We start from the raw sequence: 16,465 nt of genomic DNA, 5'->3' as shown, positions 1-16,465 counted from the left end.
TTAGTAGCCAAAGGAAAAAGTAAAAAACTAGCGCTTATTGCCGTAGCAAATAAACTTCTAAAACAAGCTTTTGCAATAGCTAAATCAGCAAGACCTTATGATGAAAATTATATCTCTAAATTATCCTAAATAGTCTTGTTTTTTAACTCAGATCTTTGTTGTACGCAGTTTTTATTTTATTTAAACTCTCCATTTGACTTTTAAATCCCTCAAATGAATGTTCTAAGTTTTGAGCATATTTGTCGGAAACCCAATCTTTGTACAAATCCAAATATTTTTCCATTTCATTTGTTCCGTTAAGTTGGTCAGTCCATTTTAGTGCGGACATAGCGTCTCTTTGGTCAAAATGTAAATGTTTTTGTGTCAAATAATAATCAAGATATTTTTTTAAATATTCAATTCCATTTTTTGTATTGAAAGAAGCTAAAGTCAAACAATATCCAGTTCCGGCATAACAAACTTGACTTTTTAAAAGATGAATTCCGATTATATCCTCAACTTCTTTTAAATCCATTATTGTCGAGAAATACGCTCCGACAATTCGTGTTCTCCAATTAAAATCGCCGAGTAAGTTCTTAACAACATCAGTGTTCAAATTGTCTTTTATTGGCTTAAGTTTCTCTATAAATTCATTCGTATTATTTATCTGAAACATATAGAAAGGAACGCACCACTTTTTTATAAAATCAGGTTCGAGTTTTGTTCCGTTCGAGTAATGCACCAATTCCTCAAATGAACTTCTGTGTCTTACTGTTGCTCCAGCAGAATGTAATTCGATTTGTCTTTTTGTGTTTTCGTCCATTTTCGGTTCGGGCAAATTGCGTACAACTCGTTTATATCATGAACAAGATATAACTTTTTACGCAATTCTAAATTTTTATTCCAAAAAAATCTTACAAACAGCCATCTAAAGACCATAGACATACACCTCCAAAAAGAGGAGTTTTGTATAAAAAGCATGGGGTTGGTTTCATCTCTTAGCTAAGGTCCAAAGGAATATCCCTCTGTATGTCGGGTTGGATACCGATAGGCAGCACACATGCTAGGTGCTTATGGAAGCAAGTACATCGCTCTTAGAGCGAGGCTTCTTTGTAGCTAATACAATAAAAACCATTACAACAACTAAGATATAAAAAAATGCAACACTCAAGGATACTTTTGTAGTAGTTACAGTGGCCTCTAAACCACCTCCCAAGGGGTTTGCTCCCAGTTTTGTTCCAGTCTTCCTTGGTAAAATGGCGTTTTCGTAAAGGAAACTCACCGTTTACTGCAACAACACTGCAACAAACACGCAGGGTTGTTTTACGAAAATGTAACATTTGGTCACGTTGGGTACATTTGAGTATCATTACGTACTAACGGTAATAAAATGGTATCATACGCCACACATGGGTACAGATTCCCACAGATATGCACAAAATTGCACAAATTTGTAATGCTATTTCCAACAATTGCTACAAGTAACTGATAATTAATTCCTACCATAATACACTGTTTTTTAGATCAATCATTCAACACATGAACCAAGGCTAAATTCCGTAAAAACTTGAAAATAAACAACCTACAAAAACATATCGGACACGTGCATTACAGTTTCGGGCACTTCGTTTTTACTAAAACGTTGATATACTGCACAATACCAAAAATAAATCGGACACTTTAGTCACGTTCTCTTACCGTTCTGTTACCATCCTGTAAGCGTTCTGTAAGCAAACACTATGCTCCCACTGCTCATCCTGTTACCAACCTTGTACCAATCTTCTGTATACCTTGTACCACTCCGTGCTCTTTTCTTTTGAGCTACTCTTACCACTCACTTTTTAGGATATATACAAACTGTATATTGAACATTTCCTTTGAGTTACACCTCAAAGCATCTCCTATAAGTATTTTGTAGTTAAGTATCTTCAATGAGCAACAAAATCATGATTAAGAACATGTACACTGGTGTATCCACTAGGTATGTTCTAATTGTTTATAAGGAAGATTGAATGAAAACAAACGGTTCATTGGATGTTTTCAACCGTTTGATTGAAAAGAAACACACGGGTGTTTTGAACAAAACGCACGTGCGTTTCTATAAAAACAGACGTCCGTTTTTTATAAAACGGACGTCTGTTTTCAAGGGACTTTGGAAATAACAGTAAATAAAAGGTTTATCAAAGCCGTACCTAAAAGTAATAAAAAATATTGGATACATCATCATGCTACACTGTAATCTTGATTTCAATACCCCATGAAATTGAATATATATAAGGGGCAGTATCTCACCAACAAAACTAATATACTAAAAATCTAATATACTAACACTCTAAACTACTAGAAGAAGCATTCAACATGTATAATTCAGCATTCAAAATAACAAAATCGGCTTCGGTACACTTTGCTCCATTGCATTTCACAAAGCACTCAGCCACCGGAAAAGTATACAGCTTTCAACCAATAACAGACAGCCTTTAGCTGATAATTATTTCCCTAGCTATTGTAATAAAAAAACATCTGAGTAAAGTTAAATTTCCTTTTTATAGAATATATCCGAGCAAAGCTCCGAGATTCAGGAGCGGTGGAGCGACGCGGAGTTTGCCGGATGGTTTTTGATGCTGTGGTAACAAGCAGCAAAAAATTCCTTAAAAAGGGTGTCGTTTTCTTTGGTTCGTTTCTTTTGGACAAGCAAAAGAAATGAATAACCCTGAAAGGGTAAAACTTGGCGTTTCGACTCCGCTCAACGTGACATATAACGTATATTTCAACATTCAAAATAATGAAATCGGCTTCGGTACACTTTGCTCCATTGCATTTTACAAACCACTCAGCCACCGAGAAAGCAGATAGCTTATAGCAGAGAGATTCCATGTTGGGGCACAGAATGACGGATGTTTTAAAAATGTTTAGTAGGCAGTATCTAACCAACAAATCTAAAAATTTAATATACTAACAGTCTAAACTACTAGAAGAAACATTCAACATGAAATAGAAAATACACAGAAAGTCAGGATCTCACACACCATCACTCCCAATGAACCAACAATCGCTCTAATGCTCGATACCGAACATGCTGGGCAAAGGCAGCCACAGCATCCCAATCTGTAAATACTAGTGGATCTTCGGTACGCGTAGGGCCGTTTGTTAATTTCATGATCAAGCGAATCATCCATCGGTCAAAAAAACCATAGCGGGCATAGTCCAGCTTTCCCGCAAAAACGGCACAAGTATCTGGTCGCCATGATAAGTTCTGTAAAAACTTAGCAGTATACGGATTGGTCTCTGGAGTGTTTTTATCTGCTTTCCGTGCTACAAGATTCACAGAGAAAAAAGCCGTTTGTATCTTTTGTAAAGCAGTGGCATGATCTTCCAAAAATGTACGCACTTTACGGGCATGTTTTCCATAGCGTATACTGGCACCTATGATCAGCACATCATACGTGGGAATATCGGTTGCATAGAAGTCGCGCAGTGGTAATAGCGTCACCGCTATGGTTTGACACTGAAGACTTTGCTTTAAAAAGTCTGCAATGGCACGGGTATGCCCGTCTGTGGTGTGGTATACAATACAAATACGCCTCATAAGCACGTGAATGAGAAGTACTACCCTTTGTGTTAAAAATCAATATTAAAATTACAAAACTTAGCGCAAGTTTGAAAACGAACAAGCAGGGTTTTTTCTGTAAAAGAGCCACTAGTTTTACGAAAACGATGTAAGATATCAGTCTATGAATACCTATCTTTACAGTGAAAACAAACAAATCAAAGCATCATATCAAATGAAGTATGTAAAAAAACTGGCGTACCTGGCATTGGTAGTATGTATCGTTGCCTGTAACCAAACGCCTGAAATCACACAAAAGATTGTTTTACCACCATTCTTTTCCAGTAACATGGTATTGCAACAAAAGAGCAGCGTACCGCTGTTTGGAGAGGCGACACCCAATGTAGAACTGCAAATCACCTCTTCATGGGATGAGAAAGCCTATATGGTTAAAACAAATGCAGAGGGTGACTTTTCTGTAGACCTGCAAACGCCTGCATACGGAGGCCCTTACCAGATTACTATAGAACAAAACAAGGAGATATATACCCTAGACAATGTATTAATTGGCGAAGTATGGTTGTGTTCGGGTCAATCTAATATGGAAATGCCACTAGCCGGATGGGGGAAAATTCAAAATTATGAAGAGGAAATTGCGAATGCCAACTATCCAAAGATTCGCTTGCTGCAGGCCACACATCAATATGCCGATACGCCGCAAGATACTATTCAAATAGACGGTAATGGCTGGAAAGTATGTAGCCCGGAAAACATTCCGGAATTTTCAAGTACAGCCTACTTTTTTGCGCGTAAAGTGTATGAAACCACCCAGATTCCCGTGGGGTTAATTCATAGCTCTTGGGGAGGTACCGTGGCAGAAGCCTGGACCAGTGCCGATGCCTTACGTAATTTGCATGATTTTGATAAAGAGATTGAAGCACTTACTGCTTCTGAAGAAGAAAAATTAGCCATAGAAAAAGCCAATCAATTAAAACTAGATCAGTGGAATGCTGAAGTTTTAAAGGCTGATAAAGGAATGGATATGGGGCATGCAATTTGGTCACACGATCCACCTAAAACGGGTTGGAAACCAATGGAATTACCCAATTATTGGGATGTAACTCCACTTCCTGATCTAGACGGATCTGTATGGTTTCAAAAGGAAATTAAGCTTACAGCAGAGCAAGTTGCAAATACCGCTACCCTACATTTCTTTGCAGATGATGAAGACATGACGTGGGTAAACGGTACCAAAGTAGGTGAAACCGTGGGGTACAATGTAGCACGTGCCTATGAGATTCCTGCCAATACATTTCAGAAAGGAAATAATCGCATCACCATTCGTGTATTTGATGGTGCTAGCGGCGGTGGTATCTATGGGAGTGAAAACCAATTATACCTCACTACCGGAACCGATACTATTTCCTTAGCAGGAAATTGGCAATACCAGGTGGGTGTAGACCTTAAAGAGGTAGCACCAAGACCCTACATACCGGGACCACCTAACCAACCAACCATCTTGTACAATGCCATGATTCATCCGCTATTGAAGATTCCATTCCGTGGAGTGATATGGTATCAAGGTGAAAGCAATGCCAGCCGTGCCGCGCAGTACAACAAGCTCTTCCCTACGTTGATTGAAGATTGGAGAGCTCAGTTTTCAAATGGTGAAATGCCATTCTACTTTGTACAATTGGCTGCCTATATGCAACGAAAAGAGACACCACAAGCATCAGAATGGGCAGAATTGAGAGAAGCACAGTTGAATGCTTTGAAACTACCAAACACAGGAATGGCGGTGGCTATAGACATAGGAAATGCAGATGACATTCATCCAAAGAACAAGCAAGAAGTAGGAGCGCGTTTGGCTCGTATTGCTTTAAATAAGGTTTATGGCGAAAGAATTCCGTTTTCTGGTCCGCTGTACCGTTCATTTGAAAAGAAGGACAACAGCATTGTCATTAGTTTTGATCATGCAAATGGACTACAAACCAAAGACAATACACCGCTTAAAGGATTTGCAATTGCCGGAGAAGATCAAAAATTCTATTGGGCAACTGCAGTGATCGAAGGAAATCAAGTACGGGTATCGTCTCCAAAAGTACCTAATCCTGTAGCTGTACGCTACGGTTGGGATGCCAACCCTGATGTGAATTTGTACAACGAAGCAGCACTTCCTGCATCACCGTTTCGTACAGATGATTGGCCGGGGATAACGGGTAGTAAATAAAATTAGTGTTATATAAGTTGATAGCTAAACATCCTTTGGGATATTATCAATAACCATCAACCTATTAAAGGAGTTACCACAAAAGGCTGTTTTCAAAACAATAAAACTATTTATAGCTAAAAAGTTTGAAGACAGCCTTTCTTTCTAATCAGTTTTAACAAGATCTGGTATGGCAATCCTGCTATAAATGGTATCTTGTACCAAAACCACAACCCTATGAAATCAGAAAAAGAAAAAATGATCTCCGGAGACTTGTACAACGCGATGGATGAACAACTTGCAGACGATCGGTTAAGAACACGAACACTCCTGAAAGCCTTAAACGATAGCAAACCACATGAAGTCAAGGAACGTAATAATTTGGTAGCAGAGCTGATACCCAATGCCGGAAAAGGACTTTGGATAGAACCCCCTTTTTATTGTGATTATGGGTACAATTTGCAACTAGGTGAAAAGGTGTATTTTAATTTCAATTGTACCGTCCTAGACATTATGCCTATCACCATTGGAAGTCGTACACTTATTGGTCCGTCTGTGCAAATTTATGGTGCTATTCACCCCATGAATGCCAAAGAAAGAGCTGGTGGTCTGGAAGCTGGTAAACCAATTACCATTGGGGAAGATGTTTGGATTGGTGGCAATGCTACCATTTGCCCGGGTGTTACTATTGGAGATCGAGTTGTCATTGGTGCAGGTAGTGTGGTTACCAAAGACATTCCTTCTGATACGTTCGCTGCAGGAAATCCTTGTAAAGTGATTCGGGAAATACCGAAATAGTAATACCTAAACAGACCTAGAGTGTTTATGCTACGCAACCTTTTATTAGTATAGGTATCTATTGCATATAAACATACCGAACTAATGAAATATCGCTATTTGATTATGCTATGCTGTATCAGCTCATTGATGTCTTGTACTTCAGATAACAATAGTACTCAAGAAGAAGATGCACAAAGCTTACAGGAACAATATGCCACTTTAAAAGCATATGGTCAAACTACAACATGTACAAACGCCGCAGATTGGCTGTACACTCCTGTAGGTACCAAAGCCTGCGGTGGACCTACCTCCTACCTTGCTTTTCATATGGATATAGATACCACAGTATTCTTTGCTATGGTAGATGCCTATACCGAAGCTGAAAAGGATTACAATGAAAAATGGGGTATTTCATCAGATTGTTCCATTACACAAGAACCAACTGGTATTGATTGTGAAAATGATCTACCAATATTGTTATACGAATATTAAACCAATAGCCTGCTGATGTTTTGGTCCCTTAAGTCTTAAATCTTGATAAATAGACGCACACTTAACGAGTGATTTTGAAGGATCGTACTAAAATATCAGCAGATGCTATAGTTCATACCTAGGCATGTTTGTACTTCCTACTTCTTTAGCATTTTATATCCTAATACGATAAAAGCAAGCGCACACCAAACCAATAGTTGATAGACTACGCCTGTCCATCCCCATAGATCCCAACAGTGGATACCGACGAAAGAACCCAAAGCTCCTCCTATAAAATATCCGGTCATATATACCGTATTTATTCTGCTGTGTGCAGATGCATCCAACGTATAGATCAAGGCTACATTGGTCACTTGTATAGACTGTACCCCAACGTCCAGAAAGAAAACAGTTGCTAAGATGGCCCAAAGATCTGTTGGCCAGATCAACATGAGCAACACACTAGCCGTTAAAATGATTAAGGCAAGTAGTTGTGCTTTTTGAGGTTTTCCTTTGTCCGCCATTTTACCCACTACGGGTGCTAACAATGCGCCACCAATGGCTAGGGCTCCAAACAATCCAATGGTATCGGTACTGTAATGAAAGGGATCCCCACTTAAATGAAATGTGAGTGTTGCCCAGAACGAACAAAAGACTCCAAATGCCAAACCTCCTAGTGTAGCGGTATTACGCAATAATCCAAACCGTTTGATCTGTTTCAATACAGAACCTATCAAATCTTTATAACTTCCATCAAACTCCGGCGGTGTACTGGGCAAAGCAAACCAACTGATACTAAATGTGATCATTACCGAAACTGCCGCAACTACATACACCATTTCCCAACCAAACCAATCGGCTATATAACCGCTAAGTACTCGAGCAGCTAATATTCCTATTAAAATTCCGGTGAAAATAACACCCACCGTATTTCCTTTTTTGTCTTTAGGAGATAGTGACGCTGCTAACGGTAAAATCACTTGAGCTGCAATAGCCGTAAATCCAATAACCAAACTGCAAATTACTGCCCATAGAATACTAGGCGCAAAAGACATTCCTAACAAAGCAATTACCAATAAGGCTTGCTGAATAAGAATCAATTTCTTTCGATCCATTTTATCCCCAAGCGGAGTAATAAAAAATAATCCCAACCCATAACCGGCTTGTGCCAATACGGCTATAGTGCCGGCTGCATTATCATCTACCTTAAAAGTTTGGGCTATATCATGTAACAAAGGTTGATTGTAATAGATGGTGGCTACACAAATTCCTGAGGTAACAGACATAGCTGCTATTTGTGATTTGCTGAGTCCTTGTTTTGTTGAAGAGGGTTTTTCTGGGGAATGGTTCATTTTTTTAACTACAAATATCGCGTTTACAAGATGATTTCATTTTGTAAAAATCTGATATTTCATTGTAAATATCAATGCTTCCTTGTTAAGCCCATCACAAAAATAGAAGTATCCTTAACAATCCCCTTAGTTGCTACTAAATGAAAACCCCCGCTGTACAAGACGTACAACGAGGGTTTAACAACCTAACCAATTTAACCTAAACTATCTATTTTATTTCCATCCGCCTCCAAGGCTTCGGTACAATTCTATGTTGGCAATAAGTATTTGCTTTTTGATCTGAATCAAATACAACTCACTTTCCAGTGCATCACTTTGGGCGGTGATTACTTCCAAATAATTAGCAAAACCACTTTTAAACAGTAAGGCAGCATCTTTCAATCCTTGACGCGTTACCACAATTCTGTCCTGCGCAATCTCATATTCTTCCTCCAACTTATCAATGGTGGCCAATGCATTGGATACATCGCCTACTGCATCAATCAACTTATCTTTAAAATTCAATTGAGCTATTTCTCGCTGTGCCATGGCCACTCTGTAATTTGTCTTCAACTTTCTATTATTAAAAATTGGCTGAAACAACGCTCCGTTTAACAAGGCAAAACCTGAATTCACCGGATCTAATAAGTTTTTCAATTGATATGAATTTAAACCCGCACTGGCACTAATGGTTAACGAAGGGTATTTCATGGCCTCGGCAACCCCAACCTGTGCATTGCTACTAATCAGTTCATATTCTGAAATGGCAACATCCGGGCGGTTTCTTATCAAATCCAAAGGTACTCCGGTACCATATTCTTGCTGAAAGTTTACATCTCCCAATTGCTTGTTGATCTCAATAGGTCGAGGCGATCTTCCCAACAAGCTATTCAATCGGTTTTCCATAATGGTGTATTCACGCTCCAATTGTGGAATCAACGATTTTGATTTCAACATTTGCGATTGTGTTTGTCGCATTGCCAAAGAAGTGGTTTCCCCTGCATCATATTGCAACCTTACAATACGCAGCGTACTATCATTCAATTGAAAGTTTTGTTGGGCTACAGCCAATTGAGCTTTCAACATTAATAAATTGTAATAAGTAGAAGAAACCTCAGCAATCAAAGCTGTTTGTACAGCCTTTTTGAACTCCTGTGTCTTCATGTATTGAGCTCGTGCTGACTCTTTCTTCCAACGTAATTTACCCCATATATCGGCTTCCCAACTAGATTCAAGCGCCATGGTATACTCTAAACGCTCTGTATACAAACTCGTAGGAACATCCTCTTCACTATGATTTCTTCTAGCTCTGTTGGAACCGTAATTGTTGTAATTCTGAGAATAATAATCTCTTCTAAAACCTGCCGGATTACTATTCAGAGATGGATATAAATTTGCTTTCGACTGTTCTAGTTGTTCCAAACCTATTTGCATATTCTGCAATGCTTTGTTCAAATCTATATTACGAACCAAGGCTGTGTCTATCAAAGACGTTAACAATGTATCTTTGATGTACTGCTTCCATGGAATGCTAGACAATAAAATGCTATCGTTCATGGCCATTTTTGCAGCAATGGTATCGGTTTGCAAAGAATCTGAAGCCTGATAATAATCTGCAGATACATCTTCAAATTCTGGTCTTTGATACGGATCTCCTACTTTACAGCCCGTGACTACGAGTGCAAGTAAGATGGCAACAACACCCACTTTCAGCACCGACTGTAATCCGTTGGGCTTTAAAGATGTTCGTATATGTTTAAAGGTGAATTTCATTTTTTCTTTTTTTGATTTTTTAGTTGATTTCTGCTTTGTCCTCTGATGCTCCGTATTTCTCCAAATTGAATTTATCATGCAACACTTGAAATACATACGCCAGTACCGGAATAATGAATATACCCAATACAATACCGCTAACCATACCGCCGGCAGTACCAATACTCACCGAATGGTTACCTTTTGCAGAAGAACCGTGTACAAACATTAACGGAACTAAACCAACCGTAAAGGCCAAAGAGGTCATGATAATAGGACGAATACGCAACTTACTAGCTTCTAAAACAGCTTCCATAGCCGGTAATCCAGAACGTCTTTTTTGAGCTACGAACTCTACAATTAATATGGCATTCTTTGCCAGCAATCCTATCAACATAATGATACCTATTTGTACATAGATATTATTATCTATCCCTGCAAGATTGATGGCTGCAAATACTCCAAAAATACCAGCTGGTAGCGAAAGCATTACCGCTAACGGCAATAAGAAACTTTCATACTGCGATGCCAAAATAAAGTATACCAATAGAATGATGATAGCAAAAACAATAATGGTATCTCCACCAGAGTTCTTTTCTTCCAAACTCATACTTGTCCACTCATATCCTAAACTTGCCGGTAATTTCTCTTCCGTCAATTCTTCGATCTTATCCATAACATCTCCTGTACTATAACCCGGTGCAGGCGTTACGTTAATCTTCGCTGCGTTGTACAAATTGTATCTGTTTACAACTTCAGGTCCGTATGCTTGTTCTAGTTTTACGATGGTATTTACAGGAACCATTTCTCCTGCATCATTCTTTACAAAAATACTATTGAAAGATTCAGGAGCTTCTCTATACTGTATATCCGCTTGCATATACACTCCGTATTGTCTACTAAATCTATTGAAATCTCCCGGCTGTACTCTACCAAAATAAGACTGAATGGTAAACATCATATCTTTTACGCTTACCCCCATATTCTTGGCTTTTTCATAATCAATATTCAGCTTGAACTGCGGAAAGTTTGGATTGAAGGAAGTAAAGGCATTGTCTATTTCCTTCTGCGTATTTAAGGTATGAATGAATTCATTCACCATTTGACCAAATTCACCAAGGTCTCCATCTGCTCTATCTTGCAACATAAACTGAACTCCATCAAAATTACCAAAACCTTGTACGGTAGGTCGTGGATACATATTGAAATTAGTTTCATCTATAGATTCCAGTTTACCAAGCAATCTTTTGATCACAGCCTGAATATCTTGAACCTCTCCTCTTTTTTCCCCCGGTTTCAACTGTACATACCCCATACCTGATGAAGGACTATCTGCATTGTCTACAATATTAAACCCAGATACGGTATTCACACCAGCCACTGCTTCATCTTTCTGTAAGATAGAATCTGCTTTTCTCAGTGCCACATTGGTTCTGTGTAATGATGAACCTTCCGGCATTTTCAATGAAAAGATCAAGAAATTATCATCCTCTGTAGGAATAAATGCGCTAGGCGTAATTTTTGATAATAATACTGTAGATCCTATAATCACGGCCAACAGCCCTAATCCTACCCACTTACGAATTAAAAACCACTTTACTATTTTTAAATATCCTGTAGTAAAACGATCAAAGAAAGAATCGAACTTCTGAAAACCTTTCTCACGCACAGCTTTGGCTTTCTTTACAGAATTAGCATTCGCAATCTTGGCAGAAACACCGGTTCTCTTTTTATTACTTTTTTCCTTTCCGAAGAAAATCTTGGTTAGGACAGGTGTTAACGTCAATGCATTGATCGCGGAAATTAATACCGCAAAAATAATGGTATAGGCAAATTCCTGATAGAAAACTCCTGTTGGTCCCGTTAAAAATCCTACCGGTAAGAACACCGCAGCAATTACAATGGTTATAGAAATAATAGCACTGGTAATCTCGTCCATGGCCGCCGAAACTGCCTCTTTAGCAGACATTTTCAAATGGGTCATTTTCTCGTGAATCGCTTCCATTACTACAATGGCATCATCCACTACAATACCAATAGCTAATACCAATGAAAGCATACTCAACACGTTCATAGATGCTCCTATGATCTTCAAGAAAAAGAAAGTACCTAATAACGAAGCCGGAATGGAAATCGCCGTAATAATAGTAGCTCTAAAATCTTGAAGGAAAATAAACACTACCAAAAACACCAAAATAAAGGCTTCTACAAGTGTATGAACCACCTGACTCATAGACTCATCAATCTGATCTCTTACACTATACGTAATTTGATAATGAATTCCTTCCGGAAATAATTTTGCCTGATCTTCAAGTATTTTACGGATACTTTTATCTATTTCATTAGCATTTGCTCCACTTTGCTGAACAACATCAATAGTTACCGATGGCTTCCCGTCCAATCTGTTTTCACTTGTATAGTTGGAAGCTCCAAACTCAATTCTGGCAACATCTCTTAAGTGTAACGAAGTTCCTTTCAGGTTTGATTTAATAATCAGATTTTCATAATCTTCGATTTGATTAAATCTACCATTATGCTTCATTACTATTTCGAACAACTCATTTGAATTCTCTCCAAATTTACCAGGAGCTGCCTCAAAGTTTTGATCTTTAATTTGGTTGTAAACGTTTCTAGGCGTTAATCCGTAGGATGCCATCTTTTGTGGATTCAACCAAATACGCATAGCGTAGTCACGTTGTCTCAAAATAGAAGCTTCTGCCAAACCGTCTACACGTTTCAATTCTCTACGAATATTGATACGCGTGTACGCATTCAAAAACGTTTCGTCATACGTAGGATCATCACTATAAATGTTTATAGTCATAATACTACCCTTCATTCTTTTGGTAACCGATATACCGGCTTCCAAAACTTCTGGCGGAATCTTTTCGTTGATTACCGAGATACGGTTTTGAATATTTACAGCTGCAATATCAGGGTCGGTACCCGGTTTAAAATATACCGTTACACGACCAGAACCTGAGTTACTCGCTGTGGAGTTTGCATAGGTCATATTCTCGGTACCATTCAATGCTTCTTCTATAGGTAACAATACTGATTTTGCTACGGTTTCTGCATTACCACCAGGGTATTTTACAGCAACACTTACACTAGGCGGCGCAATTTCCGGAAAACGTTCTACCGGTAATGTTGCGATACTCGCTGCCCCAGCTAACACAAGGATAATGGTAATAACCAGCGTTAGCACAGGTTTTTGGATAATTTTCTTAAACATGCAATTTTTTTTGGGTGATTGGTTGTTGGTCTCTAGTAGTTACTTGGTTTTTGTTCGTCTGCTAGTAGTTTTCCTCTTTGAATAGGCTTTACTTTGATACCACTAGCTAATTTGTCTAAACCACTGGTCACTACTCTATCTTTTGGAGTTAAGCTTTTTGGACTGATGATATAACTATCACCAGATCTACCTAAGGTTATGATCTCTCTACGTTGAGCTATATTATTTTCATCTAGTACAAAAACGAATTTTTTATCCTGAATAAAAGTGGTAGCACTTTGAGGAACCAGAATTGCTTTTGGATAAATTTCTTCCATTAAAATTTTACCCGTGTTTCCTGATCTTAAAAGTGTATCAGGATTTTGGAATTTAGCTCTTAGCGTGATAGAACCTGTAGTTTTATCAATATTACCAGAGTTTGCATCAATTTTTCCTGTATGGTCATAAACCGAACCATCTGCCAATACCAACTTCACTTTATTGTTCATTTTGTTGGAAAGCGTATCATTTTTGGCTCTTTCGAAATAAAGATAGTCCGACTCACTCATGGAGAAATACACATAGATTTCATTCACATTTGAAAGTACTGTTAAGGGTTCAGCATCGGTTTTCTTTACAACGTTACCAATAGATTTTGGTATTCTACCCATAAAGCCGTTCACTGGAGCATTTATGGTAGTAAAATCTAAATTGATTCGCATATTGGCAGCTTCGGCTTGTGCTCTTTGTAAAGATGACAACGCTACTTGATAATCGGCTTGAGCAGATTTCATTCTAACTTCCGAAATCACTTCGTTATCTATAAGCGGTTGTAATCTTTCTACGTCTGTTTTTGCTTTTTCTAGTTTGGCCTTCTCCAAGTTCACATTTGCCAATGCATTCTTGTAGTCTTCCATATAAGGCTGACTATTTATTTTGAACAAAGGTTGACCTTTTTCTACAAAATCTCCTTCATCTACGTAAATCTCTTCCAAAATACCTTCTACTTGAGGTCTTAATTCTACAGTTTCAACTCCTTCAATAGAACCAAGGTATTGAAATCCTTTTGCAGCACTTTCTTCTTTCACAGACATTACCGGCAATGGTAATCCTTCATCTTTCTTTTCTTCTTCTTTACATGAAGATAGGCCTAAGGTTATTGCACAGAACAATAACGCTGGTCGCATATATTTCATTTTTAAATAGTATTGAACTTTCATGAATTCCAAGGGTTAAATGGTTATACGGTCAGTTTATTAGAAATAATGATGCCCAAAAATTCATACCAAGCATCATTTATAGTTTACAAACTAATTTTCAAAGAGTTAAAGTAGTCTTATTTGGCATTATGAAATCTTTAAGAGATGTGAAAAAATGTAAATAATTGTATAAATTTTACACACATTGTTTACAATGGAATCAATGTGTGTATACTATCTGGGTTACATTCGGATTCTTCACACTTGCTTTGATTCTTTGGCATTCTATTAAAAAGCGTATTTTTGAATTACTAAAATTTATTGATTTGTCTGTCTCCTTACTCAACACAGATTCTGAAGTTTCTTTCCTAAAAGGTACCTGGGAATGGCGAGAAACCAAGTTTGTGGATTCTACTGCTCCTTTGCTGGTTCGTTACAAAAGATTAAAAAACAGTGTACACCAATATCACATCCATATGGCAGAAAATGGGGTTATATTATACTTACGAGATAATGAAATCTATAAGGAACAAGAAATTCTGGAGGTTCAAAAAATAGAACATATAGAAATTAAAGTCTTGCTACTTCACGTTTTGGAAAATGGAATTAAAAAAACAGTCGAGATACAACGATTGTATGATCAGGATATAATGAATGTAATGTATGAGTTTCCATATACCAAAGCAGATAACGGGACTTACAATTGGTTTTATAAAGTGAAATAAACAAACACTTTTTCAATCCAAATACTTAAAAAAATAAAACACATACAATCAGATTGATTTGCCGTGAATCTGCTCTACACCTCCCTTGCCCATACAACCGCAAGAGGTTTTTTTTAGTGGAATCTATTTGTAGTAAAAGTTAGCACATACATTACAGCTAGCTATAAAAAGTTGTATATTGGTGGAGAGAGATACTATATGCGAAAATAAAGTATGAGAAGATTACAAACACTATTGACCTTTTTGATTTTTGCAGCTGGATTTCCCTCATTCGGTCAATCGGTACATAATGATTGTGGTACAATTTATGATTTCGCAGCGACCCTGCCACAATATCAAAATGATGATAAGGCCTTAATGGATTATTTAATCACAGACTTAGATCCGATTCTTTCTAACTGTTATACAAGAGATAATATTATTTCTGGAAGTATTTATCTGATTCTAACAATTAATAAAAAACGAAAAGTAATTGATGTCGAATTAAAAAAAAATTCATGCAACAGAAAAGTGTAAAGAAGAACTAAAAGAAAAATTATTAACTATGACTGGTTGGACTCCAGGAAAACAAGGGAACAAAACCGTTTGTAGTAAATACCAATGGCCTATAAGGTGCATTAATTGGAATTAAAAGTAAAGTGCTTCATACTTTCTTACTTTTCATATACTCAACTTTAGCGGTAATTAAAGAAAATGCAGATACTATTTATAGTTTTAGGATTTATTGGATTGACGATGACCTTTTTTGGAGTTAAATGGACTGTTACATCATTTAAAGCCAAAGAAATTAGTTGTTTCCCATTTAATAACCTGAAAAAAGAATTCGAGATCAAAAGACCCGGACAATACACTCTCAGTATTATAGGAGGCGGATTCGTTGGTAATACTAGTAATTTTCACATCTCGGTTAAGACCAAAGACCATCAAAAGATAGTTGACTATGAAGAAAATTTTATGAGACCTAGATTTAGGAAAAATGGAAAAATAGGGGTTGAATATCTGCAATTCAAAATTTCGGATTCTGGTCTTTATAAAGTTGAAATTGAAAATCCAGAAGATTTAATTGTCAAAAAATCTATAGTGAAAACAAAACAGTTTTTTCAAGCTCCTTTAGCTGTTGAAAATATTGAAATATCAATTGGAGAGACCATACCGATTAGCAAGAAATTATTTGGAATCATATTTCTTGTTTTAGGTGTAAATATATCTGTTTGGGGAATCATATTAGGAATCAATCCTCAACTGTTTGGATAAAAGA

General features: G+C 37.4%; 12 protein-coding genes and 1 pseudogene. 7 read left to right on the top strand and 6 right to left on the bottom strand.

The genetic code is table 11. From position 1 onward, the window contains the following. A pseudogene (locus BM383_RS18725) lies at nucleotides 1-129 on the top strand (IS110 family transposase); the annotation flags it as partial. A gap of 13 nt (nucleotides 130-142) precedes the next feature. Here the strand turns inward: BM383_RS18725 and BM383_RS14125 are convergent. Continuing rightward, the gene (locus tag BM383_RS14125) at nucleotides 143-802 is read right to left on the bottom strand and encodes a DUF6000 family protein (protein ID WP_093025790.1); all 660 of its coding nucleotides are present in this window, start codon (nucleotides 800-802) and stop codon (nucleotides 143-145) included. A gap of 2,205 nt (nucleotides 803-3,007) precedes the next feature. Further along, nucleotides 3,008-3,565 (bottom strand): menaquinone-dependent protoporphyrinogen IX dehydrogenase, encoded by a 558-nt coding sequence (gene hemG, locus BM383_RS14115; RefSeq protein WP_093025788.1) that lies wholly within the window; start codon nucleotides 3,563-3,565, stop codon nucleotides 3,008-3,010. A gap of 145 nt (nucleotides 3,566-3,710) precedes the next feature. Here hemG and BM383_RS14110 point away from each other — a divergent pair, with 145 nt between their 5' ends. The 3 genes from BM383_RS14110 (at nucleotide 3,711) to BM383_RS14100 (ending at nucleotide 7,007) form a co-directional block, all read left to right on the top strand. Beyond that, the gene (locus BM383_RS14110; RefSeq protein WP_245766595.1) at nucleotides 3,711-5,756 is read left to right on the top strand and encodes a sialate O-acetylesterase; all 2,046 of its coding nucleotides are present in this window, start codon (nucleotides 3,711-3,713) and stop codon (nucleotides 5,754-5,756) included. A gap of 216 nt (nucleotides 5,757-5,972) precedes the next feature. After that, nucleotides 5,973-6,533, top strand: coding sequence for a sugar O-acetyltransferase (locus tag BM383_RS14105; RefSeq protein WP_093025787.1), 561 nt, complete (start codon nucleotides 5,973-5,975; stop codon nucleotides 6,531-6,533). A gap of 84 nt (nucleotides 6,534-6,617) precedes the next feature. After that, entirely contained in the window at nucleotides 6,618-7,007 is a 390-nt protein-coding gene (locus BM383_RS14100; RefSeq protein WP_143106426.1) for a hypothetical protein, read from the top strand. Between the two features lie 137 nt (nucleotides 7,008-7,144). Here the strand turns inward: BM383_RS14100 and BM383_RS14095 are convergent, their stop codons facing one another. The 4 genes from BM383_RS14095 to BM383_RS14080 form a co-directional block, all read right to left on the bottom strand. Further along, nucleotides 7,145-8,338, bottom strand: coding sequence for an MFS transporter (locus BM383_RS14095; RefSeq protein WP_093025785.1), 1,194 nt, complete (start codon nucleotides 8,336-8,338; stop codon nucleotides 7,145-7,147). Nucleotides 8,339-8,551: 213 nt separating this feature from the next. Continuing rightward, entirely contained in the window at nucleotides 8,552-10,090 is a 1,539-nt protein-coding gene (locus BM383_RS14090; RefSeq protein ID WP_093025800.1) for an efflux transporter outer membrane subunit, read from the bottom strand. 19 nt (nucleotides 10,091-10,109) lie between these two features. After that, a complete protein-coding gene (locus tag BM383_RS14085; RefSeq protein ID WP_093025784.1) occupies nucleotides 10,110-13,304 on the bottom strand; it encodes an efflux RND transporter permease subunit in 3,195 nt (1,064 codons plus the stop codon). A 32-nt stretch (nucleotides 13,305-13,336) separates the two neighbouring features. Beyond that, nucleotides 13,337-14,503 (bottom strand): efflux RND transporter periplasmic adaptor subunit, encoded by a 1,167-nt coding sequence (locus BM383_RS14080; protein ID WP_245766594.1) that lies wholly within the window; start codon nucleotides 14,501-14,503, stop codon nucleotides 13,337-13,339. 164 nt (nucleotides 14,504-14,667) lie between these two features. Between BM383_RS14080 and BM383_RS14075 the strand changes: the two genes are divergently transcribed. The 3 genes from BM383_RS14075 to BM383_RS14065 all read left to right on the top strand — a co-directional run bounded on the left by BM383_RS14075 (nucleotide 14,668) and on the right by BM383_RS14065 (nucleotide 16,461). Then, nucleotides 14,668-15,207 carry a hypothetical protein gene (locus BM383_RS14075; RefSeq protein WP_143106425.1) on the top strand — a complete coding sequence of 180 codons (540 nt, stop codon included), beginning with the start codon at nucleotides 14,668-14,670 and terminating at the stop codon, nucleotides 15,205-15,207. Between the two features lie 213 nt (nucleotides 15,208-15,420). Next, nucleotides 15,421-15,723, top strand: coding sequence for a hypothetical protein (locus tag BM383_RS14070; protein WP_093025782.1), 303 nt, complete (start codon nucleotides 15,421-15,423; stop codon nucleotides 15,721-15,723). 177 nt (nucleotides 15,724-15,900) lie between these two features. After that, a complete protein-coding gene (locus tag BM383_RS14065) occupies nucleotides 15,901-16,461 on the top strand; it encodes a hypothetical protein (protein ID WP_093025781.1) in 561 nt (186 codons plus the stop codon). Nucleotides 16,462-16,465 lie beyond the last annotated feature (4 nt).

Source organism: Pustulibacterium marinum (genome assembly GCF_900116665.1).
GTDB lineage: Bacteria > Bacteroidota > Bacteroidia > Flavobacteriales > Flavobacteriaceae > Pustulibacterium > Pustulibacterium marinum.
The sequence above is the reverse complement of the archived record's forward strand: the minus strand, read 5'-3'. Positions and strand labels throughout refer to the sequence as shown.

What these genes read in the sequence shown, in the direction of transcription:
- BM383_RS14080 (WP_245766594.1), bottom strand. Translation starts at nt 14,503, where the DNA reads ATGAAAGTTCAATACTATTTAAAAATGAAATATATGCGACCAGCGTTA.
- BM383_RS14085 (WP_093025784.1), bottom strand. Translation starts at nt 13,304, where the DNA reads ATGTTTAAGAAAATTATCCAAAAACCTGTGCTAACGCTGGTTATTACC.
- BM383_RS14065 (WP_093025781.1), top strand. Translation starts at nt 15,901, where the DNA reads ATGCAGATACTATTTATAGTTTTAGGATTTATTGGATTGACGATGACC.
- BM383_RS14090 (WP_093025800.1), bottom strand. Translation starts at nt 10,090, where the DNA reads ATGAAATTCACCTTTAAACATATACGAACATCTTTAAAGCCCAACGGA.
- BM383_RS14100 (WP_143106426.1), top strand. Translation starts at nt 6,618, where the DNA reads ATGAAATATCGCTATTTGATTATGCTATGCTGTATCAGCTCATTGATG.
- BM383_RS14125 (WP_093025790.1), bottom strand. Translation starts at nt 802, where the DNA reads ATGGACGAAAACACAAAAAGACAAATCGAATTACATTCTGCTGGAGCA.
- BM383_RS14105 (WP_093025787.1), top strand. Translation starts at nt 5,973, where the DNA reads ATGAAATCAGAAAAAGAAAAAATGATCTCCGGAGACTTGTACAACGCG.
- hemG (WP_093025788.1), bottom strand. Translation starts at nt 3,565, where the DNA reads ATGAGGCGTATTTGTATTGTATACCACACCACAGACGGGCATACCCGT.
- BM383_RS14095 (WP_093025785.1), bottom strand. Translation starts at nt 8,338, where the DNA reads ATGAACCATTCCCCAGAAAAACCCTCTTCAACAAAACAAGGACTCAGC.
- BM383_RS14070 (WP_093025782.1), top strand. Translation starts at nt 15,421, where the DNA reads ATGAGAAGATTACAAACACTATTGACCTTTTTGATTTTTGCAGCTGGA.
- BM383_RS14110 (WP_245766595.1), top strand. Translation starts at nt 3,711, where the DNA reads ATGAATACCTATCTTTACAGTGAAAACAAACAAATCAAAGCATCATAT.